17 protein-coding genes and 3 pseudogenes are annotated in these 25,465 nt (G+C 41.9%); 11 read left to right on the top strand and 9 right to left on the bottom strand.

Going from position 1 to position 25,465, the window contains the following annotated elements; translation table 11 throughout:
• The first annotated feature begins 18 nt into the window (after positions 1-18).
• Positions 19-624 carry a metal-dependent hydrolase gene (locus LEPTO7376_RS17930; protein WP_015135521.1) on the top strand — a complete coding sequence of 202 codons (606 nt, stop codon included), beginning with the start codon at positions 19-21 and terminating at the stop codon, positions 622-624.
• 86 nt (positions 625-710) lie between these two features.
• Here the strand turns inward: LEPTO7376_RS17930 and LEPTO7376_RS17925 are convergent, their stop codons facing one another.
• Together LEPTO7376_RS17925 and LEPTO7376_RS17920 are read right to left on the bottom strand one after the other, a co-directional pair.
• Entirely contained in the window at positions 711-1,568 is an 858-nt protein-coding gene (locus LEPTO7376_RS17925; protein WP_015135520.1) for an IS982 family transposase, read from the bottom strand.
• Positions 1,569-1,876: 308 nt separating this feature from the next.
• Complete coding sequence (locus tag LEPTO7376_RS17920) at positions 1,877-3,292, bottom strand: pentapeptide repeat-containing protein (protein WP_015135519.1); 1,416 nt, start codon at positions 3,290-3,292, stop codon at positions 1,877-1,879.
• Positions 3,293-3,436: 144 nt separating this feature from the next.
• Between LEPTO7376_RS17920 and LEPTO7376_RS17915 the strand changes: the two genes are divergently transcribed.
• Both LEPTO7376_RS17915 and LEPTO7376_RS17910 read left to right on the top strand, forming a co-directional pair.
• Complete coding sequence (locus LEPTO7376_RS17915; RefSeq protein WP_041763964.1) at positions 3,437-4,255, top strand: FkbM family methyltransferase; 819 nt, start codon at positions 3,437-3,439, stop codon at positions 4,253-4,255.
• Positions 4,256-4,387: 132 nt separating this feature from the next.
• The gene (locus LEPTO7376_RS17910; RefSeq protein ID WP_015135517.1) at positions 4,388-5,149 is read left to right on the top strand and encodes an FkbM family methyltransferase; all 762 of its coding nucleotides are present in this window, start codon (positions 4,388-4,390) and stop codon (positions 5,147-5,149) included.
• 54 nt (positions 5,150-5,203) lie between these two features.
• On the opposite strand, the gene LEPTO7376_RS17905 is transcribed toward LEPTO7376_RS17910, so the two are convergent.
• Positions 5,204-6,649 carry an isochorismate synthase MenF gene (locus tag LEPTO7376_RS17905; RefSeq protein ID WP_015135516.1) on the bottom strand — a complete coding sequence of 482 codons (1,446 nt, stop codon included), beginning with the start codon at positions 6,647-6,649 and terminating at the stop codon, positions 5,204-5,206.
• A 393-nt stretch (positions 6,650-7,042) separates the two neighbouring features.
• On the opposite strand from LEPTO7376_RS17905, the pseudogene LEPTO7376_RS29205 reads away from it, so the two are divergent.
• A pseudogene (locus tag LEPTO7376_RS29205) lies at positions 7,043-7,228 on the top strand (IS982 family transposase); the annotation flags it as partial.
• Positions 7,229-7,245: 17 nt separating this feature from the next.
• Here LEPTO7376_RS29205 and LEPTO7376_RS28750 read toward each other — a convergent pair.
• Both LEPTO7376_RS28750 and LEPTO7376_RS17900 read right to left on the bottom strand, forming a co-directional pair.
• The gene (locus tag LEPTO7376_RS28750) at positions 7,246-7,365 is read right to left on the bottom strand and encodes a hypothetical protein (RefSeq protein ID WP_315861532.1); all 120 of its coding nucleotides are present in this window, start codon (positions 7,363-7,365) and stop codon (positions 7,246-7,248) included.
• A 23-nt stretch (positions 7,366-7,388) separates the two neighbouring features.
• Positions 7,389-8,066: a transposase family protein gene (locus tag LEPTO7376_RS17900; protein ID WP_315861531.1), complete on the bottom strand. Its 678-nt coding sequence runs from the start codon at positions 8,064-8,066 to the stop codon at positions 7,389-7,391.
• A gap of 66 nt (positions 8,067-8,132) precedes the next feature.
• Between LEPTO7376_RS17900 and LEPTO7376_RS23860 the strand changes: the two genes are divergently transcribed.
• The 6 genes from LEPTO7376_RS23860 to LEPTO7376_RS17865 all read left to right on the top strand — a co-directional run bounded on the left by LEPTO7376_RS23860 (position 8,133) and on the right by LEPTO7376_RS17865 (position 13,874).
• On the top strand, positions 8,133-8,420 hold the full coding sequence (locus tag LEPTO7376_RS23860; RefSeq protein ID WP_083891154.1) for a transposase: 288 nt from the start codon (positions 8,133-8,135) through the stop codon (positions 8,418-8,420).
• Positions 8,421-8,746: 326 nt separating this feature from the next.
• A complete protein-coding gene (locus LEPTO7376_RS23855; RefSeq protein ID WP_015135515.1) occupies positions 8,747-9,514 on the top strand; it encodes a hypothetical protein in 768 nt (255 codons plus the stop codon).
• Positions 9,515-9,606: 92 nt separating this feature from the next.
• Positions 9,607-10,023, top strand: coding sequence for a DUF4346 domain-containing protein (locus LEPTO7376_RS17880; protein ID WP_015135514.1), 417 nt, complete (start codon positions 9,607-9,609; stop codon positions 10,021-10,023).
• 16 nt (positions 10,024-10,039) lie between these two features.
• Positions 10,040-10,750 (top strand): phospholipase D-like domain-containing protein, encoded by a 711-nt coding sequence (locus LEPTO7376_RS17875; RefSeq protein ID WP_015135513.1) that lies wholly within the window; start codon positions 10,040-10,042, stop codon positions 10,748-10,750.
• A gap of 6 nt (positions 10,751-10,756) precedes the next feature.
• Positions 10,757-12,514 carry an arginine--tRNA ligase gene (gene argS, locus LEPTO7376_RS17870; protein WP_015135512.1) on the top strand — a complete coding sequence of 586 codons (1,758 nt, stop codon included), beginning with the start codon at positions 10,757-10,759 and terminating at the stop codon, positions 12,512-12,514.
• A gap of 523 nt (positions 12,515-13,037) precedes the next feature.
• Positions 13,038-13,874 carry a hypothetical protein gene (locus LEPTO7376_RS17865; protein WP_015135511.1) on the top strand — a complete coding sequence of 279 codons (837 nt, stop codon included), beginning with the start codon at positions 13,038-13,040 and terminating at the stop codon, positions 13,872-13,874.
• A gap of 45 nt (positions 13,875-13,919) precedes the next feature.
• Here the strand turns inward: LEPTO7376_RS17865 and bioF are convergent, their stop codons facing one another.
• The 4 genes and pseudogenes from bioF to LEPTO7376_RS26565 form a co-directional block, all read right to left on the bottom strand.
• Positions 13,920-15,086 carry an 8-amino-7-oxononanoate synthase gene (gene bioF, locus LEPTO7376_RS17860; RefSeq protein WP_015135510.1) on the bottom strand — a complete coding sequence of 389 codons (1,167 nt, stop codon included), beginning with the start codon at positions 15,084-15,086 and terminating at the stop codon, positions 13,920-13,922.
• Positions 15,087-15,088: 2 nt separating this feature from the next.
• A complete protein-coding gene (polA, locus tag LEPTO7376_RS17855) occupies positions 15,089-18,028 on the bottom strand; it encodes a DNA polymerase I (RefSeq protein ID WP_015135509.1) in 2,940 nt (979 codons plus the stop codon).
• A gap of 80 nt (positions 18,029-18,108) precedes the next feature.
• Complete coding sequence (locus LEPTO7376_RS17850) at positions 18,109-24,105, bottom strand: filamentous hemagglutinin N-terminal domain-containing protein (RefSeq protein WP_015135508.1); 5,997 nt, start codon at positions 24,103-24,105, stop codon at positions 18,109-18,111.
• Positions 24,106-24,245: 140 nt separating this feature from the next.
• Positions 24,246-24,344: pseudogene (locus LEPTO7376_RS26565) on the bottom strand (IS1 family transposase); the annotation flags it as partial.
• A 350-nt stretch (positions 24,345-24,694) separates the two neighbouring features.
• Between LEPTO7376_RS26565 and LEPTO7376_RS17840 the strand changes: the two are divergent.
• Positions 24,695-25,078 (top strand): annotated as a pseudogene (locus LEPTO7376_RS17840) (transposase); the annotation flags it as partial.
• Positions 25,079-25,465: the final 387 nt, after the last annotated feature.

The raw sequence follows: 25,465 nt of genomic DNA, 5'->3' as shown, positions 1-25,465 counted from the left end.
AGGTAATTAATTATCTAAATGTCTTCATTTGTCGGTCATGGTTTAGCTGGAATGACAGTTGGAATTCTTGGTAAATCGCCATCATTTATAAAAACGACCTACGGCAAAATCTTTTGGCTTAGCTGGCTCATTGTGGTGGCGATCACCCCAGACTTCGATTATGTTGTGCCTTTTTTCCATCCCAGTGCAAATTCAGGAATAAGGATTACCCATTCAATTTTTTATGTCAGTCTTCTACCGAGTCTTACGCTGATTGTCTTAAAGATTGCTCGTCTTGACCGCAAAGAATTACTCGCAGCAGCTCTGCCGCTTTGCCTCGCCAGTTTTTCCCATCTTTGTCTAGATTTATTAGTCGGTGTCACTGCCATTCCGCTCGCATGGCCACTGGATAAAAGAGTCTTCAAATTACCTTTTGGATTACTGCCAAGTGCTGGTAAACCAAGTCTCAGTAACTATTTTTTCTATTACAACTTAGGTATTGAAATAGGTGTGCTACTGCCTTTGAGTATATCTTTGGTGCTTATTAGATCACAAAAAACAACTTGGTGGAAGTGGGGCATTATCGGTTTGTTACTCGCGATTTCAATCTTTTTTATGCATTGGGCATATGGTCTCAGTCGCTAAAAAGAGGCGATCGCCATTCATGATGCCAGAGATCATGTTTATGTAGTGTTGTATTTAACGTGAGTTCTGGATAAGGAATGATAGGTCTAATCAAGCTGTAAAGAAGGTTTTTTGGGTTGATGGCAGTAAGCAATCAGCCCACACAGCAAGTTCACACAAAAGTTTGTGGGACTGCGATGTCGGGAATGTTCAATCTGTGAGATGTTCTTCAGTTGGTCAATAACTGTCTCAATCAAAGCCCGCTTACGAGCAAAAAGTTTATCTTGATAAACCATCAAATGATGCTTCATATTTCGACGAGGTTTAGCCATTAGGGTCACCTCATGTTCCTCTTGAAGATGCTGGGCTAAAGATTGTGAGACATAGCCTTTATCGGCAAAGACTTTACCCCATAAGTCTTGCCATAACTCCACTACAGGTTGGCGGTCATCGGTATTTCCGGGCGTCACTTGGACGTTGAGTAATTCTCCTCGCTCATTGATGACCAGGTGTAGTTTGAAGCCGAAGAACCATCCCACCGAAGTCTTGCCCCTTGCCGCGCAACCTTCAAAAACACGGTGTTGAGAGATACGGCGATTATGGCAAACCTTGATGCTGGTGGCATCAATGAAGCTAATACCAGTGCATTGTCCGAAGCATCGTCGCAGATATGTACAGAGAGGAATCAAGCTCGAAGGTATCCATGTCACAAAGCGTTGATAGCTCACAGCTAGAGGAAACTCTTGTTGCCAATCGCATTTCACCTTGATGAGATAGAAATGCTTGAAATTTCGATAGTGAGATTGATGGAAAGCAATGAGAATAGTCATCACCTCACTCAGACTGAGGCTTCTCTGACGGCGACGGTATTTTTTGCCAGAGCTGAGTAACGCTTGATGCCATAAGGGTTCAAAGACTTGGCAGAAATCATTAACATGGCAAAACAGAGCCTCTAGACTGGACATGGGAGAAAGCCGTGGATTCGTTACAACTTCCACGATATGGGCTTTCTCCTTTTCTTTCCTTATCCAGAACTCACGTTAATTAACAAGATTAGAGGCAGTGAGTGTCTTCGTCCTGATGCTTCTCTTGGGTCTTCAATACGATTCAATGCCTCCAGCAAACTTTCGCCCATTTTTTGTCACCAACTTCTTCTTTACTCTCATTCTCTTACTTCTTCTTTAGAATGAAACAGCCCTGCTTTTGTAAGGGGGCTAGGGGGGATCCTGTTTTAAACATGGCTTTCACCACCAGCCAATTAATGGCGCTGACTTCATTCTGCTTCGATAAATCCTTTTGTTCCGGCAATGACAATCGAGGCGACGGGATGGGAAATGGCTTCCTCGAATGCGGCGACAGAGGCTTCTTTGATAGCATTAATAACGCGGCTTTTTAGGGTGGGGTTTTGGCTAATGCGGCTCACGATTTCTGTGCCCATCTGCATGTTGCCCATTGGTGTCGATTCGTAATCGCCTTCAAGTTGGTCGATCAACGCTTTAATGTCTGCGGCTGCCTGGGCAAGATTTTGTTCGGTGGCTTCGTTATATACGCCAGCGACTTTCGCGCCACTCTGAATTTCGCCGCCACTCATATGACCAATGCCAAAGTTGCCGGATTGTTTGATGTTGTCGCCTGCCACTGCTTTTGCCTCAACGGTGATGGGTCTATTTGCTAAAAGTTTAGCGATTTCGGTCATGTTTGCGCTCTCTCGGCGGTAACTCTCAATCTCGCGATCTTTGGCTTGGAGTTTCCGTTGATAAACGCCTTCGAGTCGTTTTAGTTCGCCTTCATAACGTTCATAAAATTCGGCTTCGAGATCTGCTTTGTTTGTGCTTTCTGGGACATCGACACGAATAACAAAGGAGCCATCTGGTGATTTTTCGATAGCGCGAATATCTAGTTCACCATGATCACTTTCGAGCTGGACATTTTGATAAGAGCTTAAAAATGCTTGCCAATCAATGCCTTCACGAAAAAATAAATCAACTGTTTCGTGAGCGATCTGAAAAACTTTCGTGAATTCGCCTGGCTCAAAATTGCGACTGGGATCGGCAGGGCGACGTTCGGTGGGTTTATTGTTTTCGTAATCCCATTTTAAATAGACATAATCACAAATCACATCTTCAAAATTAGTTTTGTTGTTGATATGCCAATCTTCGATGCAAGCCCCAGTTAACGTCGCATTTTTAAAAGATGTTCCTATCGCAGTTACTACTCTAAGGAGTCCGTTTGAAAGGTCTGCGTTGTAAAATTTGGCATTTTCAAGGTTGGCAAAGTTGAGATTACTGTTGTTAAGGTTCGCATATTCGAGTTCAGCGGAAGTAAGGTTCGCATTTTTTAAGTTGGCAGCAACGAGTTCTGCGTTGTTGAGGTTGGCATATTCGAGTTCGGTAAAAGTTAGGATTGCATTTTTGAGATTGGCAGATGTGAGGTTACTGGAGTCAAGTTCTACATTTTTGAGATTGGCATTTTCTAGGTTAGCGGCCTTAAGGCTTGCGTTATAAAGCTGGGAATTTTCCAGGTTCGTGGAATCGAGTTGAGCATTTTTGAGATTGACGAAATCGAGGTTAGTATTTTGCAGATTTGCATGACTAAAATTGATTTCTATATTTGGATTGTCCTCACGCCATTTATTCCACTGCTTCACACCACCAGTAGTTAGCAAATTAACTTGTTCTAGATTTGCCATATTTTAAGTTGTCATATCTCACCTCATTTTTAGGATAAAGCAGCTATTCTTTCGCTGTACCAAAGGAAATGACATCATCCCCTACAATGTTCGTGCTCGAAAAACATGGCAAGCTGTCCACATCGGGATAGCAAAATTACATCTATGCAAGTCGAAAGTTGTTGTCAGGCGCTCCTGAAGGAGATTTTGCCGGAGATAGATCCCGACCGAAAAGGGATTTGCGTGGATGTTGGGGTTGGCACCTTTGCTTTCTACTGCGAACTCTTTGCCAAGCTCGGCTTTCAAACCATTGCTGTCGAACCTTCCCCAGTGAAAAAGCTCGAAAAATTGTGCGATCGCCAACCCATTCAGCTCGTCGAAGCCTGCCTGTCTGACAAAAATGGCACCCAGACCTTATATATGGGCAACTTTGCGAGCATGGCCAACGAAAACTTTAATTCCCTTGAACCCGCGTGGTTTGGCTCATCTCCCGACACAAAAGAGGTGAAAGCTCTTGATTTGCCGACATTTCTGAGCGACACAAATATCGAAAATTTGACCTGTCTCAAGCTCGATATCGAAGGCTGGGAACCTGTCGTGATGAAGCAACTCCCGACAATTTCGGCTGAGCAACTCCCGCAAATTTTGATGTTTGAATATGGTGGCGGTAGTCCCCGCAGTCAGGGCGGCAAGGGTTGGTCGGAGTCATTCCTAGAGGGCACAATGCTTTGCCTCGAAACCCTAAAAAACTGCGGTTATGGCTTCAGTATTTTGATCGATTATGCCCATGAGGCCACCTCGAAAATCTTTGACCTCCAGACCCAAACCCTCAACCCTGATGAGCTATTCCTCGAAAATGCGCTCTATGGCAATATCATCAGCTTTCGGGAAGGGAGTTTTTCTGAGGAGGCGATCGCCAAAATTTGTAAGCCTTACAAAGGTGGCGTGATTAATTGGCTCGTGGGTAAGGCTGTCTCGAAATAATTATTTCCCCTTTTGGGAGGGGATTAAGGGGTGGGTTTCGGTGGGTTATGTAGATTGTCGAAACCCCTTCCGCCCTTCGGGCACCTTCCCCAAGGAAGGATGGTTATTTTTGTGTGAGTAAAAAGCTGAGTTGTGAATATTTTTGAGATTCCGATTGTTTCATCCCTGATTTTTTTAGCGCGATACTTCACCGATAAAAGCGCCTTTAAATCCCAAAAAAAACTAATTACATTGCGAGAACCAACCATTTTTGATGTTGGTGCTCACGTCGGCCAAACCGCCAAACAATACCGGCGCTTTTTCCCGAAGAGCAAAATCTATTCCTTTGAACCTTTCCCTGATTCCTTTGAGAAATTACAGGCAAAATATCAGAAAGATCAGCGAGTTTTCCCGCAGAATGTTGCAGTCTCTGAAACTTCAGGAAGATTGAGTCTCAATGTCAATTCTGATGCCGCGACAAATTCTGTGCTTCCCATCGCCGATGAAGGGAAAGTCTGTTGGGGCGATCGCCTGAAGAGTAAAGACAACCTAGAAGTAAAAAGCGTTTCCATCGACGACTTTTGCGCGGAGAATTTAATTCACCATATCGATATCCTGAAGCTGGATTTGCAAGGCCATGAATTAGCCGCACTGAAAGGAGCAAAAACCATGCTCCAAAAACAGGCTGTTGATCTGGTTTATCTAGAATTATTAGTCAGTAAAAGTTATGAAAATCAGCCGCAACTGCATGAATATCTAACGCTCTTTGCCGAATATGATTACAAATTTTTGGACTTCTATAGCCCCATCCGAAAAGGTGTGCAGCTTATTCAATGTGACTTGATTTTTGTTAGCCAAAACCTTAACGACAAAATTCTCCGCAGCATCAAAAAAGGTGGCTTTAGTACAAGTTAATTTGGAAGCTTTGCTGAATTAACTTGTAGGGGCGGTTCTCGAACCGCCCCTACTTTAGGTCAACGCATTGAGCAGAGATGTCAATTTTAATTGCACTTCCGCATATTCCCGTTCCGGCTGCGAACCCGCCACAATGCCTGCACCACCGTATAAACGTGCGTGTTTGCCTCGGATTAATGCTGACCGAATTGCCACAATAAATTCTGCATTGCCATGGGAATCCAGCCAACCGATGGGAGCCGCATAGAGATTGCGATCAAAAGGTTCTGCTTGGCGGATATGGTCACAGGCGATCACCCTCGGCACACCAGCAACAGCAGGAGTTGGATGCAACTTCGCGACAATTTCGAGGGGATGAATATGTTCGGGAAGATTCGCTGTAATCGGTGTCCAGAGGTGCTGAATATTTGAGAGTTTTAGAAGGGTTCGCTCTGCCACTTGAGGCTGTAATTTTAGGTCTTGCAACTGTTCAATCAAGAAATTAGCAACAGCTTGATGTTCCCGGCGTTCCTTTTCGCTATGCAATAAATTGTGAGCAAAGGCATAATCTGCCTCATCGGTAGTTCCCCGTGGCGCAGAACCCGCTAAAGCATCGGTCAACAACTTGCCATCCTGAATCGCTAGTAATCGTTCGGGACTCGCACCAATAAATGTATCTCCTCGCAGATTTCGTCGCGAAAATACACAACAATCTGGGTGGCGATCGCGTAGATTATCGAGGGCATTGACGATATCGAAAGGCTTCTCTGCTGTCACATCGAGAGCATGGGCCAGCACCACTTTGCTCAAATCACCTTGCTCAATCAGTTGCAATGCATTTTTTACGCCACCCACAAAACTATGGGAAGAACTATGCATAATGACCTGACTCGCCTTTTTTCCAGAAAGCTTGAGGGTTGGCAGATTCTCAATAAACCGCTTGACTTGTTTTGCAATGCGGGCAAGCATTGAACGATGGCGGTGATCGCCATTTACCACTAGAAAATATTGCTGATCTAACTGAAAAATCTGGATGCGCGGAATCGAAATTTGTGCTGCTGGGAAAGGTGAATTTGGTTGTTGGTGTGCAAAAAAAGTAAACCCACAATCAAAATATGGAATCGCCACATCTAAAGTGTGATGTAGATTCCGTTGGCATTGCTCAATGAAATCTTGGGCAATTTGAAAGCGGCGATCGCCATCTAAAATCAGTTCCCGCAACACTCCCAAACCTAAAATTGCTTTCGTTTGAGTCCGTTGCTCCCAGTAAAAATGATTGAGTTGGATATTGACCTTGCGCTCAACTCCTCGAAGCACTTGCAGCAAATCCACTGGCTGTATCGGTAGCACTTCGCTAAAAATTTCGTCCTGCCGAATCGAAGCTGGAGTCGTTAAAAATTTTTGCCATTCGGGTTGAGAAATTTGTTGACGCGATTGATAGACGGTCGGTGAATTCCCTACCGTCGCTAAACCACTGCCATGGTTAGGGTCTAGGTGATCGCGCCAAAGCGTTTTTCCCACAATCAAGATTCCTCTAGATGACGAACAGAATCGGTGCTGAAACAGTCGATCGGCTTGGGCAACTAAGCGATTTCCATCTTTTCTGGAATCTTGCTCATCTCAACAAAATTCGGCGATCGCCTCCCATCCCCAATTGAATGTCTCAGGTTTAATTATGGTAACGAAACGAAGACTAACTTCATAGGCTGAATGGTCTATTTCACGCGAGTTTTGACAGAAAAAAGCCTTCCTTGGATATTTTTTACTTTTTCTTAAGTTTTTTCTTGATTTTCGATGAATTTGGCGACTTTATGCAGATATAGAAAAACTTAGATTCATGTGAGTTCGGGATAAGAAAGAAAAAGGAGAAAGTACATATTGTGGAAGTTGATAACCAGTCCACTACCTTCTCCCATGCTCAGTCTAGAACCTTTGTTTTGTTCCATTGATGATTTTTGCTAAGTCTTCGAACCTCAATGGCAACAACAATTACTGGCCTCAAAACAAAGACAGCGGCGTCGCCCCAGAAGTCTGAGTTTAAGTGAGATAATGACGATACTGATTGCTTTTGATCAATCTCATTATCGTCACTTCAAGTATTGACCTCTTGCAAAAGGTTATGGCAATTCAAAATTGTAAAGACCAGCAATGAGATTGAGTCTTAATCCCCATCTCCGACGGCAGTTACGATATCGACTGGATAAGATGCGGAATCTTTTGAGCATTCTGAATACCATCTCAATGATGATTCTTTGAGCTGCTAAGAGCTGATTCTCCTGTTTCTGCTCGCAGTAAACTCTCCTCCTCTAGGCTTCTTGTGAGGAGTGTGACTCCGCTGATGCCGCTTGTGTATGCCTTGATATCCGGCGTCGGCAAGGCAGAGTTGTCCCTGCTGAAAATGCACTCTACTCTTTTTGAGTAGTTTGAAATCATGGGTGCTACCTTTCTCACAGTCACAACAGATAATCTGTGCCCACTGCCAAGCAATAACTATTTGAGCTTTAAGGGAATGATGCTTTTTTTTCCTGAGTAGTAAAGACGTTGTTTTTTTGGGCTTTTCAATCGCCTGTTCTATGGCATCCATCACCACTACTGTCAGAGATAACTCTTCTGAACCATGGAGCTGTTTCATGCTGGGTAAGTGGCAATCGGTTTCTTTGATGAGTGTATTCTCTGTTTTTTGCACCATGCGACAAACTGTTGATTCATGAATGCCCCATGATTGAGCGATAGGAAAATAAGTGCGATATTCCCTCAGATATTCCAAGGTGAGGAGTAACTGATTTTCCAGGGATAAAACACTGGGACGACCGGGTTTTTGCTTTGCTTTAGCTTCTGCTAGGACCTCTACCAGACGATTGAAAGTCTGAAGTTTAACTCCACAGGCTTTCCTGAATTGTTCTGTCGATAAATGTTGGAGCTGTTCGTAAGTTGACATTTCTATCGCTATGACTCTGTTACTTTCCTCTTTTTTACCTACTCCCGCTCCTTTTGCAAGAGGTCAATTGTTCATCTGATACGCAATAGCCTGAAATTCGTTTCTTGGAAAGACCGTAAGTCCGTGGTGGCAGACCTCAAGCCCATTTATCCGGCCGCCACAGTTGCCAAGGCAGATTCTGCCTTAACTGCTTTTGCGGAGCGTTGGGACGGCATCTACCCCACTATTTCCCAGACATGGCTGAATCATTGGGAAAACATCATTCCATTATTTGATTATCCAGCTCCCATCCGTTGCATCATTTACACCACTAATGCCATCGAAGCAGTCAATCGCTCTTTGGGCAAGGTGTGAAAAACCAAGAGCATGTTCCCCCATGCAGATGCTGCCCTGAAATTGCTGTATTTAGCCCTGAAGAATTTAATGAAGAGATGGACGATACCAATACAATACCCCATTGGAAAAGAGCTTTGAGCTATTTTTCCATTGATAATCCAGAGTATTTTCTTCACTAATTTTCTTGGCTTACACAAAATTCTTGACACTCCCTAGCTTTCAAAAGAAACAAGCGATATTATCCAGTTTTACGGAAACTTTTTTCCACAGCTTTGGTTCTTTATTGACTAGTATCCTGCCGATCGCCTCTAGATCCCTTCATTTATTGTTTGTGTGAGAGTCTTATGACAAGTCCATATTTATCTTCTTTCCTTGCCCTCGGTTTAACAGTTGCTCTAACACCAGCGGTCATTGCCCAATCTCCTGATGAAAATCCATCCAATCAGGAACAGGTCCAAGTTAATGGAACTTTAGCCTTCGGCTTAAACAGCGCTAAAAATCTAGCCCGCCAGACGATCGAAAAAGAGTATGGCGGCATCCTTAAATATCGTGCTGAACCGTCAATGCATGGAACCCCTGAGGAGTCACCTTATGTCGAAAATCCAAACGGTGGTTACACTTTTACATTTAAAGGTCTTGTTCCAGATGAGAATTATGACCCCGACAACCCAAACTACATTTATGAAAGCGAAGTGACGGTTAATAACAAAGATTCAATCGTTATCAATTACAACGGAGCAATTCGTACAACATCAGCCGTCAATAATACAAACACGGAGGTTGTACAAAGCACTAGTACCACCGTTGGAGATAGCTCTAATAATGCATCAATCTCACTTGGTCTGAATCAAGCAAAAAATCTCGCTCGCCAAGCAGCGGAAGTCAAAAATGGCGGCTTAGGTGAATATCGGGCAGAAGGCTCAATGCACAGCACTGCTAGTGAGTCTCCATATGTCGCGAACACAGATGGGAGCTACACCTTCACTTTTAAGGGACGTCATCCTGATTCTCTCGATTTCATCTATGAGAGTGTTGTCACAGTGACTTCGGATGGTACGGCTACAGTCGATTCTAATCTCAAAGATTCAGTGCCATACTCTGCGGAAAGATAGGCGATCGCTCCCTGAAATAATTTAGTTTGTCAGCCCTGTAGTCGAGCACTATGGGGCAATTATTTTGAGGACTAGATGGTGGGATATACTGAATGACTGTGCCGAAATGCAACTATCAAAAACCAATGACAGTCTCCACTGAAGCTTTAACTGCCCTCGATAACGAATATTCCAACCGTCACATTGACCTCGATCCCGACGGTTATTTCCTCATCTATCTCGACCGAGAGCAGGGGTTAATTTGCGCGAAACATTTTACAAATGCGATCAATGATCAGGGTTTAGCAACAGATCCAGAGACTGGCGAAGTTTTATCCTGTAAAGGAGATTTGGGGCGATCGCACACAACTGTTTATACAGGTCGCACCGCAAAAGAACTTGGCATGAAGATCACAGAAGAAGCCGATCCTTGCCCTATTTCAATGTTTGACCATGCTCTATATTTGGGCAGAGAATTTGTTCGGGCAGAAATGGCACTTCTCAGCGGCGAAGAATATATTCAAGACTAAGATGTAGAAAAAAGCTATGCCTCAATTCCTCACCACTTCAGGCACTTCGTATCATATTGAGCGAATCGTTACCGAGGCAAAAAAAAATATTGTTTTTCTTTCTCCCTATTTAAAGCTTTCACAGGCACTTCTTGTGAGGCTACAAGATGCAGATAGAAGAGGAGTTAAAACGTTAATTATCTTTAGTCAAAACCACCTCAATCCATCGGAATCAGAGCTTCTCAGTAAACTAAAAAATTTGCGAATCAAGTATTTAGAGAAGCTGCACTCCAGATGCTATTTCAATAGAAATAATATGCTTATTACTTCTATGGATTTATCCAGAGTGTATGAGCAAGACACTCACGATACGGGGATTTTAATTAATCAAAAAAAACATAGAAAACTTTACAAAGATGCTTACTGTGAGACATCATCAATTTTTAATGCAGCGCTAGATTGCCAATTCATTGAGAACACTATCGTTGTTCTGCGAAGTCAACTTAAACCACAAGAAAAAATTAGAGCGGCCAAGAATGCTTTCTGTATCAGATGTTATAAAAGTATTCTCTTCAGACCGTCTCGTCCCTTTTGCCCCATATGCTATTTACAGTGGAGTCAACTCGAGAGTAAATCAAAAAAGCAAAAGTACTGTCATGAATGTGGTTTAGAAAAAAAAGTTTCTGTCTCTAATCCTCGTTGTAAAAACTGTTGTATTCAAAATAATATTTGTATTCTTCACTACTAATCAATTATGCAATCGATACTATCTCAACTCAAAAATGCAAATTCTGCTGCTTTGGCAAAAGCCTTTGGTGAAGAGTATAAAGATACAGATCCACTGGTTGTACAAGCTAGTAATCCAAAGTTTGGAGATTATCAATCCAATGTGGCTTTGTCGCTCACCAAAATATTAAAGAAAAATCCTCGGGTCATTGCCCAAGAGATTATTGATGCCCTTGATGTTGCTGATCTTTGTGAAGCGCCAACGATTGCAGGACCTGGGTTCATCAATTTCACTCTCAAGCCTAGCTACCTAGAAATACTCCTAAAAGAACTACAACAGAGCGATCGCCTTGGCATTGATAAAACGACAGATCCTCAGAAAGTCATTGTTGATTTTTCTAGCCCGAATATTGCGAAGGAAATGCACGTTGGGCATTTACGGTCAACTATTATTGGCGACTCGATTGCGCGGGTTCTAGAGTTTCGTGGACAAGATGTTGTCCGCCTCAATCATGTCGGAGATTGGGGCACACAATTCGGGATGTTGATCACTTATCTCCGCGAAGCCTATCCCGATGCCCTCACCCAAGCAGATGCTCTTGATATTGGCGATTTGGTGGCATTTTATAAAAAAGCAAAAATTCGATTTGACGACGACGAGGAATTCAAAGAAAACTCAAGGAAACAGGTTGTTGCTCTCCAATCTGGTGATGAAGAAAGTAATCAAGCTTGGCAATTGCTATGTGATCAATCTCGCCGCGAATTTCAGAAAATTTATGACATCCTTGACATCAAAATTACAGAACGGGGTGAATCTTTTTACAATCCCTACCTTGCCGATGTGGTGACTGATCTCAAAAAAGTGGGTCTCCTCGAAAAGGATGCTGGCGCGCAATGTGTCTTCCTCGAAGGATTCAAAAATAAGGACGGCGATCGCCTGCCGCTGATTGTGCAAAAGTCCGATGGTGGGTTTAACTATGCCACGACAGATTTAGCAGCGATTCGATATCGGATTAAAGAAGATGGTGCAGAGCGTATTGTTTATGTCACCGACTCCGGCCAAGCGGGACATTTCGCCCAAGTTTTTCAAGTTGCAAAGCGTGCTGAGTTTTTAACTGATGATGTGGAAGCCGTGCATGTGCCTTTCGGTTTGGTGCAGGGTGAAGACGGCAAAAAATTGAAAACCCGTTCCGGCGAAACTATCAAGCTCAAAGATCTCCTCAATGAAGCAGTGGTTCGTTCCCGTGCAGATATCGAAAAACGGCTTCAAGAATACGATAGTCAAGAATCCCCAGAATTTATCGAGCAAGTCGCAAAAGTTGTGGGCATTGGGGCAGTGAAATACGCAGACCTTAGCCAAAACCGCACTAGCAACTATATTTTTAGCTTCGATAAAATGCTTACGCTACAAGGTAACACCGCACCCTACATGCTCTATGCCTATGTGCGGGTTCAGGGGGTCAGTCGTCAGGGCGGCATTGATTTAGCGAATTTGCCCACTGACACTCCAATTATTTTGTCGGAGCCAGCGGAGCTTACCCTCGCGAAACATATTTTCCAGCTTGGGGAAGTTTTAGAGGTAGTCGAACGGGAGCTAATGCCTAACCGTCTCTGTGAATATCTCTATGAGCTGAGCCGAAAGTTTAACCAATTCTATGAAGCTTGCCCCATTCTCAAAGCGGAAGGCGATCGCCGCACATCTCGACTCATCCTCGCAGATACTACAGCGAGAACTCTAAAACTCGGTCTATCCCTACTAGGCATTGAAGTACTCGACAGAATGTAAAACTGACATTCCCAGACATCACATCAAAAGAACATTAAGAGACGTAAAGAATAGATAGCCCTTCCTGATATCTCTGATAACTTATACATAAGGTACAAATAAGGGTTTTGAAACAGCTCTTATCCATCAGAGAGATTGATAAGTGTACCTCCTAATTCAGTCTCACTCGGTAGTCCTACTCATTACGTAAATTTTTTGAGATAGACTCGGTTATACCGCCTAACGGTACTGGATAAACGAGCTATGATCATCGCCTGTTAGGCAAACTCTTGAGAAGCACTAACTGAGTTCGTATAAACCTCAATTTGTTGTCTGGTAAATCTTTTTTGTTAGTTAAATTCAAATGTTGAACCTACTCCCCCTGAGTAGGTTTTCGCATGTTTAGGGGTCAATATTTCCAGAAGCGAATTGAATGAAGCCTTTCCACAAAAGAATAAATACTCGATAAAATTCGGCGACAATAGAGAATTTTGAGTAAACAGACTAAAATTTTGAAAGATAGTTCGGCACAGTTTTGGTGATTATGGCGCTTAGTATTCAACGTTTAGGTCAACTGAAAGGTCTCGGATTAGCCGCTCTCGCCCTATCCTGCTGCACGGCGATCGCTCTATTACAGCAATCCAGACTAGAAAGCATTCAGGGTAGCGGCACATTAACTCCTGAAATAGTTGCCCGCCAAGCAGAAACAGAAAAAACAAATATCGAGATTTGGCGAAAAGCTCCGGCCTTTGGCTTTGATAATTTATTAGGAGACTGGGCTTTTTTACGATTTTTACAATATTTTGGTGACACAGAAGCCCGTGAAATGGGCGATTATCGGATGAGTGCCGATTTTTTTGATGTAATCGTTGAGCAAGATCCTTGGTTTATCGAAAGTTATTTTTATCTCTCAGGTAGTAGCTCCCTCTTTGCAGGTACACCAGAACGCACCGTTGAAATTTTAGAAAAGGGCTTAGCGGAGATGACTCCATTAGAGCCAGAAGGCTCCCCATTTCTGTGGCGTATGAAAGCGATTGACGAGCATTTATTTTTGGGAGATATCGACAATGCCATTAAGTCTTATCTCAGTGCTGCAGAATGGGCTGGTTATCATGATGACCCCATGAGCCGGGATGCAGCTTTACGTTCGAAAGATACGGCAGCTTTTTTAGTGCGAGATCCTCGAAGTGTTAGGGCACAGGTTACTGCGTGGGTGACACTATTAAGTAGTGCTCGCGATAATGTGACGCGTCAGCGAGCGCTGAGTGAGTTGGAAGCACTGGGCGTCGAGCTCACCTTAAATGAAAATGGCACGGTGAGCTATCGGATTCCAGAGGAAGTCTGGCAGGCGGAAAGAGAAGCATTAAATATTCAAGAATAATTTCAAAAAAATCAATCTTAATCGATAGTTAAGAAAAAATCAATCTTAATCGATAGTTAAGTTTGCTTGTAATAGGTTGATCAACTCTCTCATTTGTTGTGGAGTATGAGTTGCCATTACCGATACTCGAATCCGGCTTGTAGGTACCGTCGGTGGGCGAATTGCTGGCACGAAAAAACCTTTTGCTAGCAGTAAATCACCTAAGTTTAAAGCTTGCTCAGAATCCTCTAAACCAAAACATAAAATCGCTGATTCGGACGATACAATTTCTGCGTGCCCAAGTGCTCGTTTTAATTGATTAATGTTTTGCCAAAGTTGTTGTCGCCGTTGGGGTTCTGTTTGGATAATCTCAATAGCGGCGATCGCCGCAGCGGTATCAGCGGGAGAAAGTCCCGTTGTGTAAATCCATGTGGCAGCGCGATTGCGTAGAAAATCAATTAGTTTTGCTGGAGCAGCAACATATCCCCCCAAACTGCCTAATGCTTTACTGAGAGTGCCAATCTGAATAATTGGTTTACCAGTGCAATTAAAATATGCTGTTACACCTGCACCAGTTGTTCCCAAAACACCTGTAGCATGGGCTTCATCGACGAGGAGCATCGCATTAAACTCTTCCGCAAGTACGATCAGTTGCGGCAAGGGACATAGATCGCCATCCATACTAAACACACTATCCGCTGTAATTAGACAACGACGATATTTAGCTCGATGTTCAGTCAGCTGTTCTCGCAGAGTTTCGACGTCATTATGGGGAAAGTCAAAGCAGGTTGCGCTACTAAGTTTTGCGCCATTTTTGAGACTGGAATGATTATATTGGTCGCCAAAAATCACATCGCGTTTATTGACAATAGCGGAGATTGTGCCGAGATTAGCGAGATAACCAGAACTAAAAACGAGAGCATCTTCGGTTTGTTTCAGGGTGGCGATCGCCTGTTCTAATTCCCGATGTAATTCTCGATGTCCACTGGTGAGACGGGAGCCAGTGCTGCCAGTGCCAAATTCTTTAGTGGCGGCAATTGCGGCGTTAATTAGTCGGTCATCCCCTGCCAATCCTAAATAATCGTTACTGGCAAAATTGACAACCTGCCGCCCATTGAGTTCGACAACTGCTCCCGCTTTCCCGGCGATCGCCTTAGTTTGGCGATACCAATTTGCTTTTTTGATCGTCGTTAAGGACTTGTCGAGCCAACCATAAACATCTGTTTGTGCCATCGTTATTTTGCTTCCATCCAGTTCGCACCACGGTTAATTTCGACGACTAGAGGAATTGATAAACTCACCGCATTTTCCATAGTTGATTTGATTTTTTCTTGTAGTTCGTCCCACTCTTCTGGTGGCATTTCAAAAACCAATTCATCATGCACTTGCAACAATAATTTCGCTTCGTAATTCTTCAACAATTCCTGAATTTGAATCATTGCGACTTTAATAATGTCAGCACTAGAACCTTGAATCGGAGCATTTGCTGCTGCTCGCAAAGCTTGAATATCGTTGTAATTGATCTTGCGATTTTTCTGGAGTGTTTCTATATCAATCGCTTGGGCATCACTACCTTTTAAAGCTTGGAGTGAGGGACTGGCAAAATTAAAGTTACGGCGACGGTTCAAAATTGTTGTGACATATCCCTGGGCGATCGCCTGTTTTTTTACAAGCTCAAGATATTCAAAAACCTTCGAATAACGCTCATGATAACGCTCGATAAATTCCTTACTTTGAGATTTTGGGACACCTGCCTCTCGGGCAAATCTTTGGGAGCCCATACCATAAATCACACCAAAGTTAATAATTTTACCCAGTCGCCTTTCTTCAGTTGTCACTTCCTCAGGAGTATCTTTTTCAAAGATAAGCTGAGCAGTGATACGGTGAACATCTTCACCAGTATTGTAGGCATTTAATAATGTTGGCTCTTGACTCAGATGAGTGAGAATTCTGAGTTCAATTTGAGAATAATCCGCAGCTGCCAAAATCCAGCCATCTCTAGGAATAAAAGCTTTACGAATTCGCTTTGAAAACTCGGTTCGAACCGGAATATTTTGTAAATTTGGATTAGATGAAGATAGTCGTCCTGTCGAAGTAATTGTTTGATTGAAATCTGTGTGAACACATCCTGTTTTCTTGCTTACGAGAGTCGGCAAAGCATCAACATATGTCGATTTCAGTTTCGCTAGCGTTCGATATTCAAGAATATAATCAATAATCGGATGATCACCTTGGAGTTTTTCGAGAACAGATTGATTCGTTGAATAGGCACCAGTTTTCGTCTTTCTAGTTTTCTTCGTATTCAACCCTAATTTATCAAATAAAATCTCACCAAGTTGTTTAGGAGAGTTCAGATTAAATCGCTCATCAGCCGCGTTATAAGCACGGTCTTCAATATCATCTAAATCTGCACCAAGCTCATCCGACAATTCTTTAAGATAACCCAGATCAATGCGAATACCATCGCTTTCCATCTGGCACAAAACAGGTTCTAAAGGCAGTTCAACTTCGCGGAGTAATTTATCAACATCCTCAACTTTATCTAACTCATTTTTTAACTTTTCAAATAAAGCATAGGTCGTATAAACATCTAATCCACAATAGTCTGCAGCAGTAGGAATATCGAGATCGGCGATCGTTTGTTTTTTAGTTAACCCTAAATCCTTATAACTCTTGGCAACAATATTACCAATATACCGTAAACTCAAATCTGTAAGGTTGTGTTTTGACTCGGGGTGGAGGACATAACTTGCTAACATCGTATCGAAGACAACGCCATTTAAATCTAGTCCTTGGTGATTAAAAATTGCGCGGTCAAATTTAGCGTTTTGAAAAACTTTGGGATACTTGTCACTCGCTAGAATCGGCTGGAGTGCTTGGTAGATTTTCTCGCGTGATAATTGCTCACCAGTTGTATGAGCAATAGGAATATAGGCAACATCTGTCGGCTCTACACCCCAACCACAACCAATACCAACTAAATCCACTTCACGCGGATCTAGACCAGTCGTTTCCGTATCCCATGCAATCGGATCATTGGGGTCAGTTTTAGTTTTAAGAAGCTCAACTAATTCATCTAGTTTCTCAGCTGTATCAATAATTGACGGCTTTAAAAATTCTTCAGTAATAGCCGGTTCAGGAGGCTTCGATTCAGGAATTTCCACTGCTGGACTCGCAAAAATTGAAAGCTGTTCATTGCCTACAGCATTAACTTGACTATTATCGAGATTGACTGCTGTAGGCTTCGGAATTTCAATTTTCTCTGCACCGAATGTTTGCTGGAGTTTCCCAATTCCTTGGATAAATTTTTTCAGTTCGAGTTTAGTTAAAATTTCGACAGCTTTATCAACTTCGAAGCCTTTAAGATTGAGATCAACCAAAGGAATATCAAAGGGGGCTTCGAGAGAAATTCTTGCTAGCTTTTGGCAATGATAGGCACTCTCTTTATCTTCAATAAGTTTCTTTTTTGTTGCACCTTTAATATTGTCGAGATTCGCATAGATATTATCGAGAGTACCGAATTCTTTTATGAGTTTAATGGCAGTCTTTTCGCCGATACCTTTTACGCCTTTATAGTTATCGGATGAATCTCCGGCAAGAGCTTTAAAATCAATAACTTGTTCGGGCAGAACGCCTAATTTTTCTTCGACAGCTTCTGGGTCAAATTCTTGGTAAGCGCCGCTTCTCACGCCTCGGGTATCCAAGTAAAGAATACTGGTACTTTTTTCGGGATTGACGAGCTGAAATAGGTCGCGATCGCCCGTGAGAATTTTAACTTGTTGTCCAGCTTCACTCGCTTGGTGGGCAAGGGTTGCCAGCACATCGTCGGCTTCATATCCTTCGGCGGTTACCTGGGTGACATTGAGGCTAGTAAGTAGGTCCCGAAGATTGAGATAGTCCGGTACAAAATCATCGGGAGTCTCACTGCGATTGGCTTTATAGTTTTCGTCGGCTTCATGACGGAAAGTGGGTTTGGGAAGGTCGAAGGCGATCGCCACACTGGTCGGTTTTTGATTTTCGATCACCCGTTCGAGAGCATTGAGAAACCCAAAACAGATACTCGTGGGAATTCCCGTAGATGTCCGCAAAGCCCCATTTCTGGACTTCGAAAAGGCGTAGTAACAGCGAAACGCCAAGGAATGTCCATCAATAAGTAGTAACAGAGGCTTAGTCATGAAAATCTCGTGCAAAATCAATCAGCTTAGATCTTCGCACAGCTATGGATTTTAATCATCGGAGCAACAGAAAATTTGATTTAATGCATTGCCCGAACACAACTCGGGTGGCTCGGAAGCTCTTGCTCAGCTTGGATAGTCACCGGGCTGCCAGCCGCAACAAGTTGAATCGATCCATTAGGAAGTCTTTCAAATCCTTGGGCGATCGCCAATCTTTTCATTGGGAGAGAAAGGTTAGATGATTCAGGGATAGCAACAGGTGTTTGCATTGAATTACCACGCCTAAAATCAGTCCAGAAGAGCTCGTCAGACAGAATTTCAGCCTCTTGGTTCGGTAAACCCCCACGACCTATGACACTAAATGTATTGCGATTTTTTATCTCGCAACTTTCATCAATTTGGTCTCTTGGATCATTCAAATCCTCCGGCAATTTAGCCACTCCAGAGGTCGAATCAAATCCTTCATTAAGTGTCACAATACCGTCTGTCCCAAATACAGAACTAACTGTAATATCATTCCGAACAGGAATATTTTCACCCGTAAAAGCAATCCCAAATAATCGATTTGTGGCGATATTAATATTGCCGCCACTACCACGAAAAGCATTCGCAGTGATATTACTATCTTGATTGGGAAATGCCACCAAAAATGGCGTCACGATATCAATATTGCCACCATTGCCAACGGAATCAACAGTTCCTGCACTAGCAGTAATATTGCTGGCATTTCTCATCAATAAGAATGTAGGTACATCCAGACTAATATTGCCACCAAAAGCGTTTAATGTTTCGGCACTGATATTAGAACCATTTCGAAGCTCTAAAATATCAGAAACTAGTAGAATATTTCCTCCCGCACCAGTTCCTAAATTACTTACTGCAACTGTCGAATTGTCCAGCAAAGTAAAGAGAGGATCAATATCAATCGTGCCGCCATCTCCAGTCGACTCAGGTGTCGTATTCGCTAAGACAAAACTATCTTGCAAAATTAAATTCTCGGCAATTTCAAACACAACATCACCAGCATCACCAGTATTTGTCGACGCAGTAGAGATAGTCACGCCATCTGCCAAAGTAAGATTTTCACTAGTAATTCTGACCGTACCGCCTTTTCCTGCTCCAGACGTAGACGCAGATAAACTTCCCGCACCGCGAATCTCGATATTACGAGGAGCTGCAATCACCAAATCTCCGCCATCACCAATACCAGAAGTCGAAGCTGAAATCTGAGAATCAGTAAAAAGATTAATATCTAGATCGAGACTTTGTTGGAAAGGTTGAAGTCTTAATGATCCTGCTGGCGATCGCCCTTGAGTCTCTGCAAAAATGCCCACCGTTCCAGCCAGATCCATAACATCAGCATTAATATTGATACTGCCGCCACCATCTAGATTTGTCGCTGTTTCTGTCGCTGTCGCTGTAATACGAGCTGTTTCTGCTAGTCGAAAATTAGGCGTATTGATGTTGATATCGCCAGCTCGACCAGCATTACTCGTTTCAACTGTAATCACAGGCTCAAAATGCTGAAAGCCATCCCCTAAGTCAATAAATTGGGAACTATTAATATTTAAAGTTCCGCCATCCCCAGCCCCTGATGTTTTGGCTGAAATTTCACCACCTTCATTAATTTGTAAAGTAGCACTGTGGAGATTGACTTCACCCGCACTACCTTGACCTGAAGTACTAGTAAGAATCCCAGAAGGAAAAGTAGGATCACTTACACTACCACCCAAACCCTCAATTAGAGGCGTTTCAACTGAGATATTAAGGTCGTATTGTATTTGATTTTCATTAGGAACAAAAATAACTCCTCTGGGATTACCGCCTATGTCTTCTAACCTTAGTTCAAAACTGTCGAAGTCACTGTCAGTAGGATCATCTATTGAACTAACTTTAAAGTCACTAATCCTACTAAGATCTCTATCTTGCGGTGAGACATTAAATATCGTAGTAAGAGGATCATTAATGTTAAGTGAATTGCGATCAGCTACACTCCTAATCGCATTATCATCAGTACCTGCTACTCTAAGATAATATGTACCTGTTTCAGCAAAAGTATGCCGTAAATAAGGATCAAAGTTATTACTACTGCCACTACCACCAAGTCCAATAAAAGAATCATCATTGCCAATCGGGTTATTATTGCTATCTAATAGAAGATCACCATTGCTATCTAGTAGAGTGAGTTTCAAATTTGGCTGGATAAATTCAGTGAAGTCTTCCTCATTTTCATCCTCATAAAAAAACAGAATAGCCTCAGCATCTATATCAAAAATAATATTCGTCCCGGCTGTGACTTCAAACGCATAAATATCTACTGTATTATCATCTCCAGTAGCTTGAATAGATGAATAGGGAATACGAGTAGAAAATTCGACATTACCATTAGCATTATTAGGATTATTAATCTGAAAATCCGAATCTGTCAGGAATTGAGCACTAGCAATATTTTCATTACTAGGTTGTTCCAAAATTTGAGTAGGAGCAGAAGTTTCTATATTAGTAAACGTTAACGGTTTATCACCTAAATCTAATTCACTAAATCCATCAATAACAACATCGTTCTCTATATAAATATCTATGTCTCCTGCATTTCCATTTCCTTCTGTTAATGCCTGTAACTGTGAGCCATTAGTTAAAATCAAAGTATTCGCTGGATTGACGACTGAACCGATCTTTATATCGCCACTATTTCCTATTGAGGTTGCCGTAGCAGCCGTACTAATCACGCTACGGTTATTGAGGATCACATCTCCAACTATATCTAAGCTGATATTTCCTGCATCACCACTATTTGTAGTTAAAGAACGGACAATACTATTATCTTCCAAAAAAAGGTTATCTGAAATAATGTCTACATTGCCAGCATTACCTTCACTATAGGTACTGGTATCAATCAGAGAGAAATTCGTTAAATTGAGTTGATTGGCTTTAAAATTAATATCACCCCCCGAAGCTGTTGAGCCAGGTTCAGAGGTAGTGAATAAACGGCTATTATCGAGAGTTATATTTCCACTACTATTTATATTAAGAACACCTGATACCCCACTCTCTGAATTAGAAGTAGTAATATCACTATTCAGAAAAGCAACTGATGGACTCTGTAGATTAAGGCTTAAGTTATTGCTGTTACTACGGATAATGACGCCATGAAAATTCATTATATCTGTAGCAGTGAAGTTTAATTCTCCATCGATAAAACTAGATGTATCAATAAATGAGTCTTCAAAATTTAATTGGAGAGCATTGAGCTCAAAAGGAGAGCTGACAATCAAATTTGTATTTACTAAAGTAAAAGATAAATTATCATTTATTGATACTCTTCCTTGAGTTTTAAATATTCCGCCTTCCTCAGTAAAAGCCTTAAATATATGATCGCCTATTAAGGTAACAATGCCATCAGAATCATTAGTAATATCCGTATCTGTGTTTTCCTGAAATACACTATTACTGAGCGTAACTTCTCCAGAATTAAAAATACCTCCGCCGTCTAAAGAAGAGTTGCCAGAGATTGTGGAGTCAGCAAGATCTACTGTTGAATAATAAGCATTGAAAATTCCCCCTCCATTTGAAGAAGAGTTGCCAGAGACCGTAGAATCAGTAAGATTCACTATGTAACGATTAAAAATCCCTCCCCCAAAACTAGCAGAATTATCAGAGACAGTGGAATTAGCTAGGGTGATTGTTTCATTGTTATAAATCCCGCCCCCACTAACATTGGCAGTATTACCAGTGATTGTGGAATTGGAGAGAGTCACTTCTCCATAAATATTGATAATGCCTCCTCCATCCTCATTCGCAAAATTTCCAGAGACAATTGAATCAGTTAGGGTTACTGTTCCGAAGAACCCATTGAAAATGCCTCCTCCAATAAAACCACTGGAATTATTAGAAACAGTAGAGTCTGTAATGGTTACTGTTCCAAAAATATTGTCGATTCCTCCTCCAGAAGAATTGTAGGCATTAACGAAATTATTAGAGACTGTTGATGTCGTAAGGGTTAATGTGCCTCTATTGTTAATCCCCCCTCCCCCTCCAGAAGCAGAATTCTCGGAGACAATGGAGTTTGTGAGAGTGGCTATTCCAGTCGTACCATTATGGATGCCCCCTCCCCCAGACGCAGAATTCCCAGAAATAGTAGAGTTTGTAATTGCTACTGTTCCACGGTTATAAATACCTGCACCTATAGAATGAGCAGAATTATTTGAGACGACAGAAGTCGTTAAGGTAACTATTCCATTATTTCTATTAAATATCCCTCCTGCGTAAATAGCAGAATTCCCAGAGATATTGGAATTGCTTGAGACAACTGTTCCAGAAGCATTGGCAATCCCTCCTCCAAAAGCATTGTTAGCATCAGCAGAATTCCCTGAAATTGAGGAATTAGTAAGGGTTACTGTTCCGGAAGAATTATCGATTCCTCCACCATTGTCTTTGGAAGAATTATTAGAGATGGAAGAATTATTGAGAGTTACTGTTCCAGAAGTATTGTCAATACCTCCAGCATTATCGTTAGCGGAATTATTAGAAACTATGGAATTGGTAAGGATGATATTTCCAGAATCATTAACAATACCTCCTCCATCATCCTGAGCGGAATTATCAGAGACAAAGGAGTTGGTGAGAGTTACTGTGCCAAAATCATTTGCAATACCTCCCCCATCAATTGCGTTTCCTTGTCTAATCCCGATATCGTTAAAGTTAGCACTTGCGCTAGTGATATTAACGACTTGTCGAGTGTCTTCTCCATCGAGAAACACCGTTGGAGTAACGTCTATCACAACTCTATTATCATCTGTCATAAGAACAGCAGGATTCAAAGCCTCAATCGTGATATCTCTGTTGATATTGAGTGTTTCTCCGGCAAAAGTGCCATTCCCCAACCGAATAAGGCGATCGCCTTGCACCATACCAATTGATGAAATTGCAGCATTAATTGAACTTGAGGGTGTATTTGTTTCTGGGTTAACTTGATTAAGATTAAAAATCAAATCTCCGCCGAGATTAAAATTGCCAGAATTCCGAGTAAATCTTCTCCCAGTCAGCGTTAAAGAATTACTACTCAGATTGGAAACTGTTGCATCTAGAGTGATGTCACCGGCACTATCTATCCCAATAGCAGTAGAAATTTCGACATTATTTGTGTTGAGTTTGGTGCTAATAGTATTCGCTAAAGATGCATCAATATTAATATCTACTGGATCGAGCAACCATGTCCCTGTTAATCCAGTTTCTCCATGAGTATTGATGAAACCCATTACATTGACGGTGGGAGCAGAAGTCTCAATAAATCCCCCATTCACTTGCCCGGATGCATCCAAACTCGAATGCTCTAAAACATCAACGATATTTGCTCCAAATAGATAGATTTCACCACCATTTTTTCCAGAAACATTGATTTCACCATCATTCAGAAAGACATTATTTCCTAATAAGTTGACGCTTCCTGTTTCTGTAGTCAGTAACCCCTGATGGAATAGATTATTTCCCTGAAGTGTTAATGATTGACCAATACCAACGGCTAAATCACCTTGATTTGTGACATCACCTAAATAATTCCTGAGTCCATTACTAAATAGTGCTTCAGGATTTACTGTCAGCAGCGTATCTTTGATGGCTGCATTGATATTTGTAAAAGACGACTCTTGAGTTAAAATCTCTTGTGCTGTGGAAGCCAAAAATGAACCAGAGATATCAAGGCTTGCATTCTCTCCAAAATTTATACCGTTGGGATTGATGAGAAACAAATTTGCATTGCCTAAAATCCCTAAGGTTCCGTCGATTACGGAAGTATTGACACCTGTGACACGGGTGAATATATATTCAACGGTATTGGGGTTTGTGAAATAAACTTCTTTGAATTCAGGTACATTAAATTCCTGAAAGCTGTGGAGTAGAAGATTATTTCTAAGGGCTCCTCCACTGACTTCTTGGCGAATGGCACTCACTTGGGAAAATGTAGAGCTATCGGAACCGAGGCTATTATCTGGAATTAGGGTTTGCGCCTGTACCTGAAGAGCTAGCATGATGGGCCAACCTGCAACGATACTAATCCCAACAGCAAAATTTTTTTTCATGAATGGTTCAAAAAACCAATAGATTCTAAAGCATTGTAGAAAATCATGCCTGAATCATCATCTGCTTCATAAAGAGTTATGGCAGATAAAATAAATGTGCGTCATTTAAATTTTGGGCGTTGCAGACTAGAAGTATGAATCTATGAGCCTTGGGGGACAGGAACATCTTCGGATTTGAGGTAATGAATCAGTAATCGAATCAAGTACTCTAACATTTCCAGAGACTTTGAATAACATATAGCAGTGGCCAGATAGTTTTAGAATGAGGAGAGAAGTCTGTATCTAGATTAAAATACCAGTTGCTGATAGTGATGACCTACAATGTCAAGCCCTTGCTGCGATAGCACTAGGTATCCCGCAAAAAGATGTCTGTGAAATGTTCGGTCTTGGCCTTAATAGCCTTTATCTCTGGATACAACGACTAGAGCAAACAGGAAGTTTTACAGCGCCAAAACAGGGTATCAGAAAGGCTCGGGTCACAAAATCACAGACTGGGAAGCATTCAAAAGCTTTGTGCAACAGCATCCAGATAAAACCCAGGCAGAAATGGCAGCGGGTGATGTGAGTCGTCGCACCATATCGAGAATGTGGAGAATTACTCAATTTCAAAATCACGCCTGGCAACATTGATGACAGAAAGCCGGTAGTGGAGCTTTTGAAAGGGTTATACGGCAAAGTCTTTGCAGATAAAGGTTACGTCTCTCAAGCTCTGGCACAGTATTTACAAGAAGAATATGATGTGAGGCTTCTAGCTAAGCCTCGTCGCAATATGAAGAATCACCTGATGCTTTGGCGTGACAAAGTGCTGGCTCGTAAGCGAGCTTTAATTGAGACAGTCATTGACCAACTGAAGAATATGTCTCAGATTGAGCATTCCCGCCACCGCAGTCCTGCCAATTTTTTTGTCAACTTGCTGTGTTGCCTCATTGCCTATTGTTATCAGCCCAAGAAACCTTCTCTTCAGCTTGATTAGCACCTTTATTCCTTATCCCGAACTCACGTTAGATTAGAGCCCCAAATCAGCTGAGATAAAGAGAAATAACCGAACGATTCAAGGATTTGCTAAAAGTATGTGAGTTCGGGTTAAGGAATTAGGATGAAATCCCGACAAGTTAGCCTGAAACTCCTATAAATCAAGAGTTTGTTTGGAATTTCATCTATGTACTGATTCGCAATAAAGCATTCTAATTGAAAATATTGTATTGATTGAGCTCAATCAATACAATATTGCATAAAATAATCGTTGCTCAATAAAGAATCAAGAAGCCTCAAACCCAGATTGGGAAAGACTTTTTTCCTGTTGTTCTTATCCCGAACTCACGTTAAAAGTCTAAATTTAGTGCTGAGACTCAGAATTTAG

The organism is [Leptolyngbya] sp. PCC 7376, from assembly GCF_000316605.1.
GTDB lineage: Bacteria > Cyanobacteriota > Cyanobacteriia > Cyanobacteriales > MRBY01 > MRBY01.
Note: the sequence above shows the minus strand (reverse complement) of the source record. Positions and strands in the feature narration are given on the sequence as shown.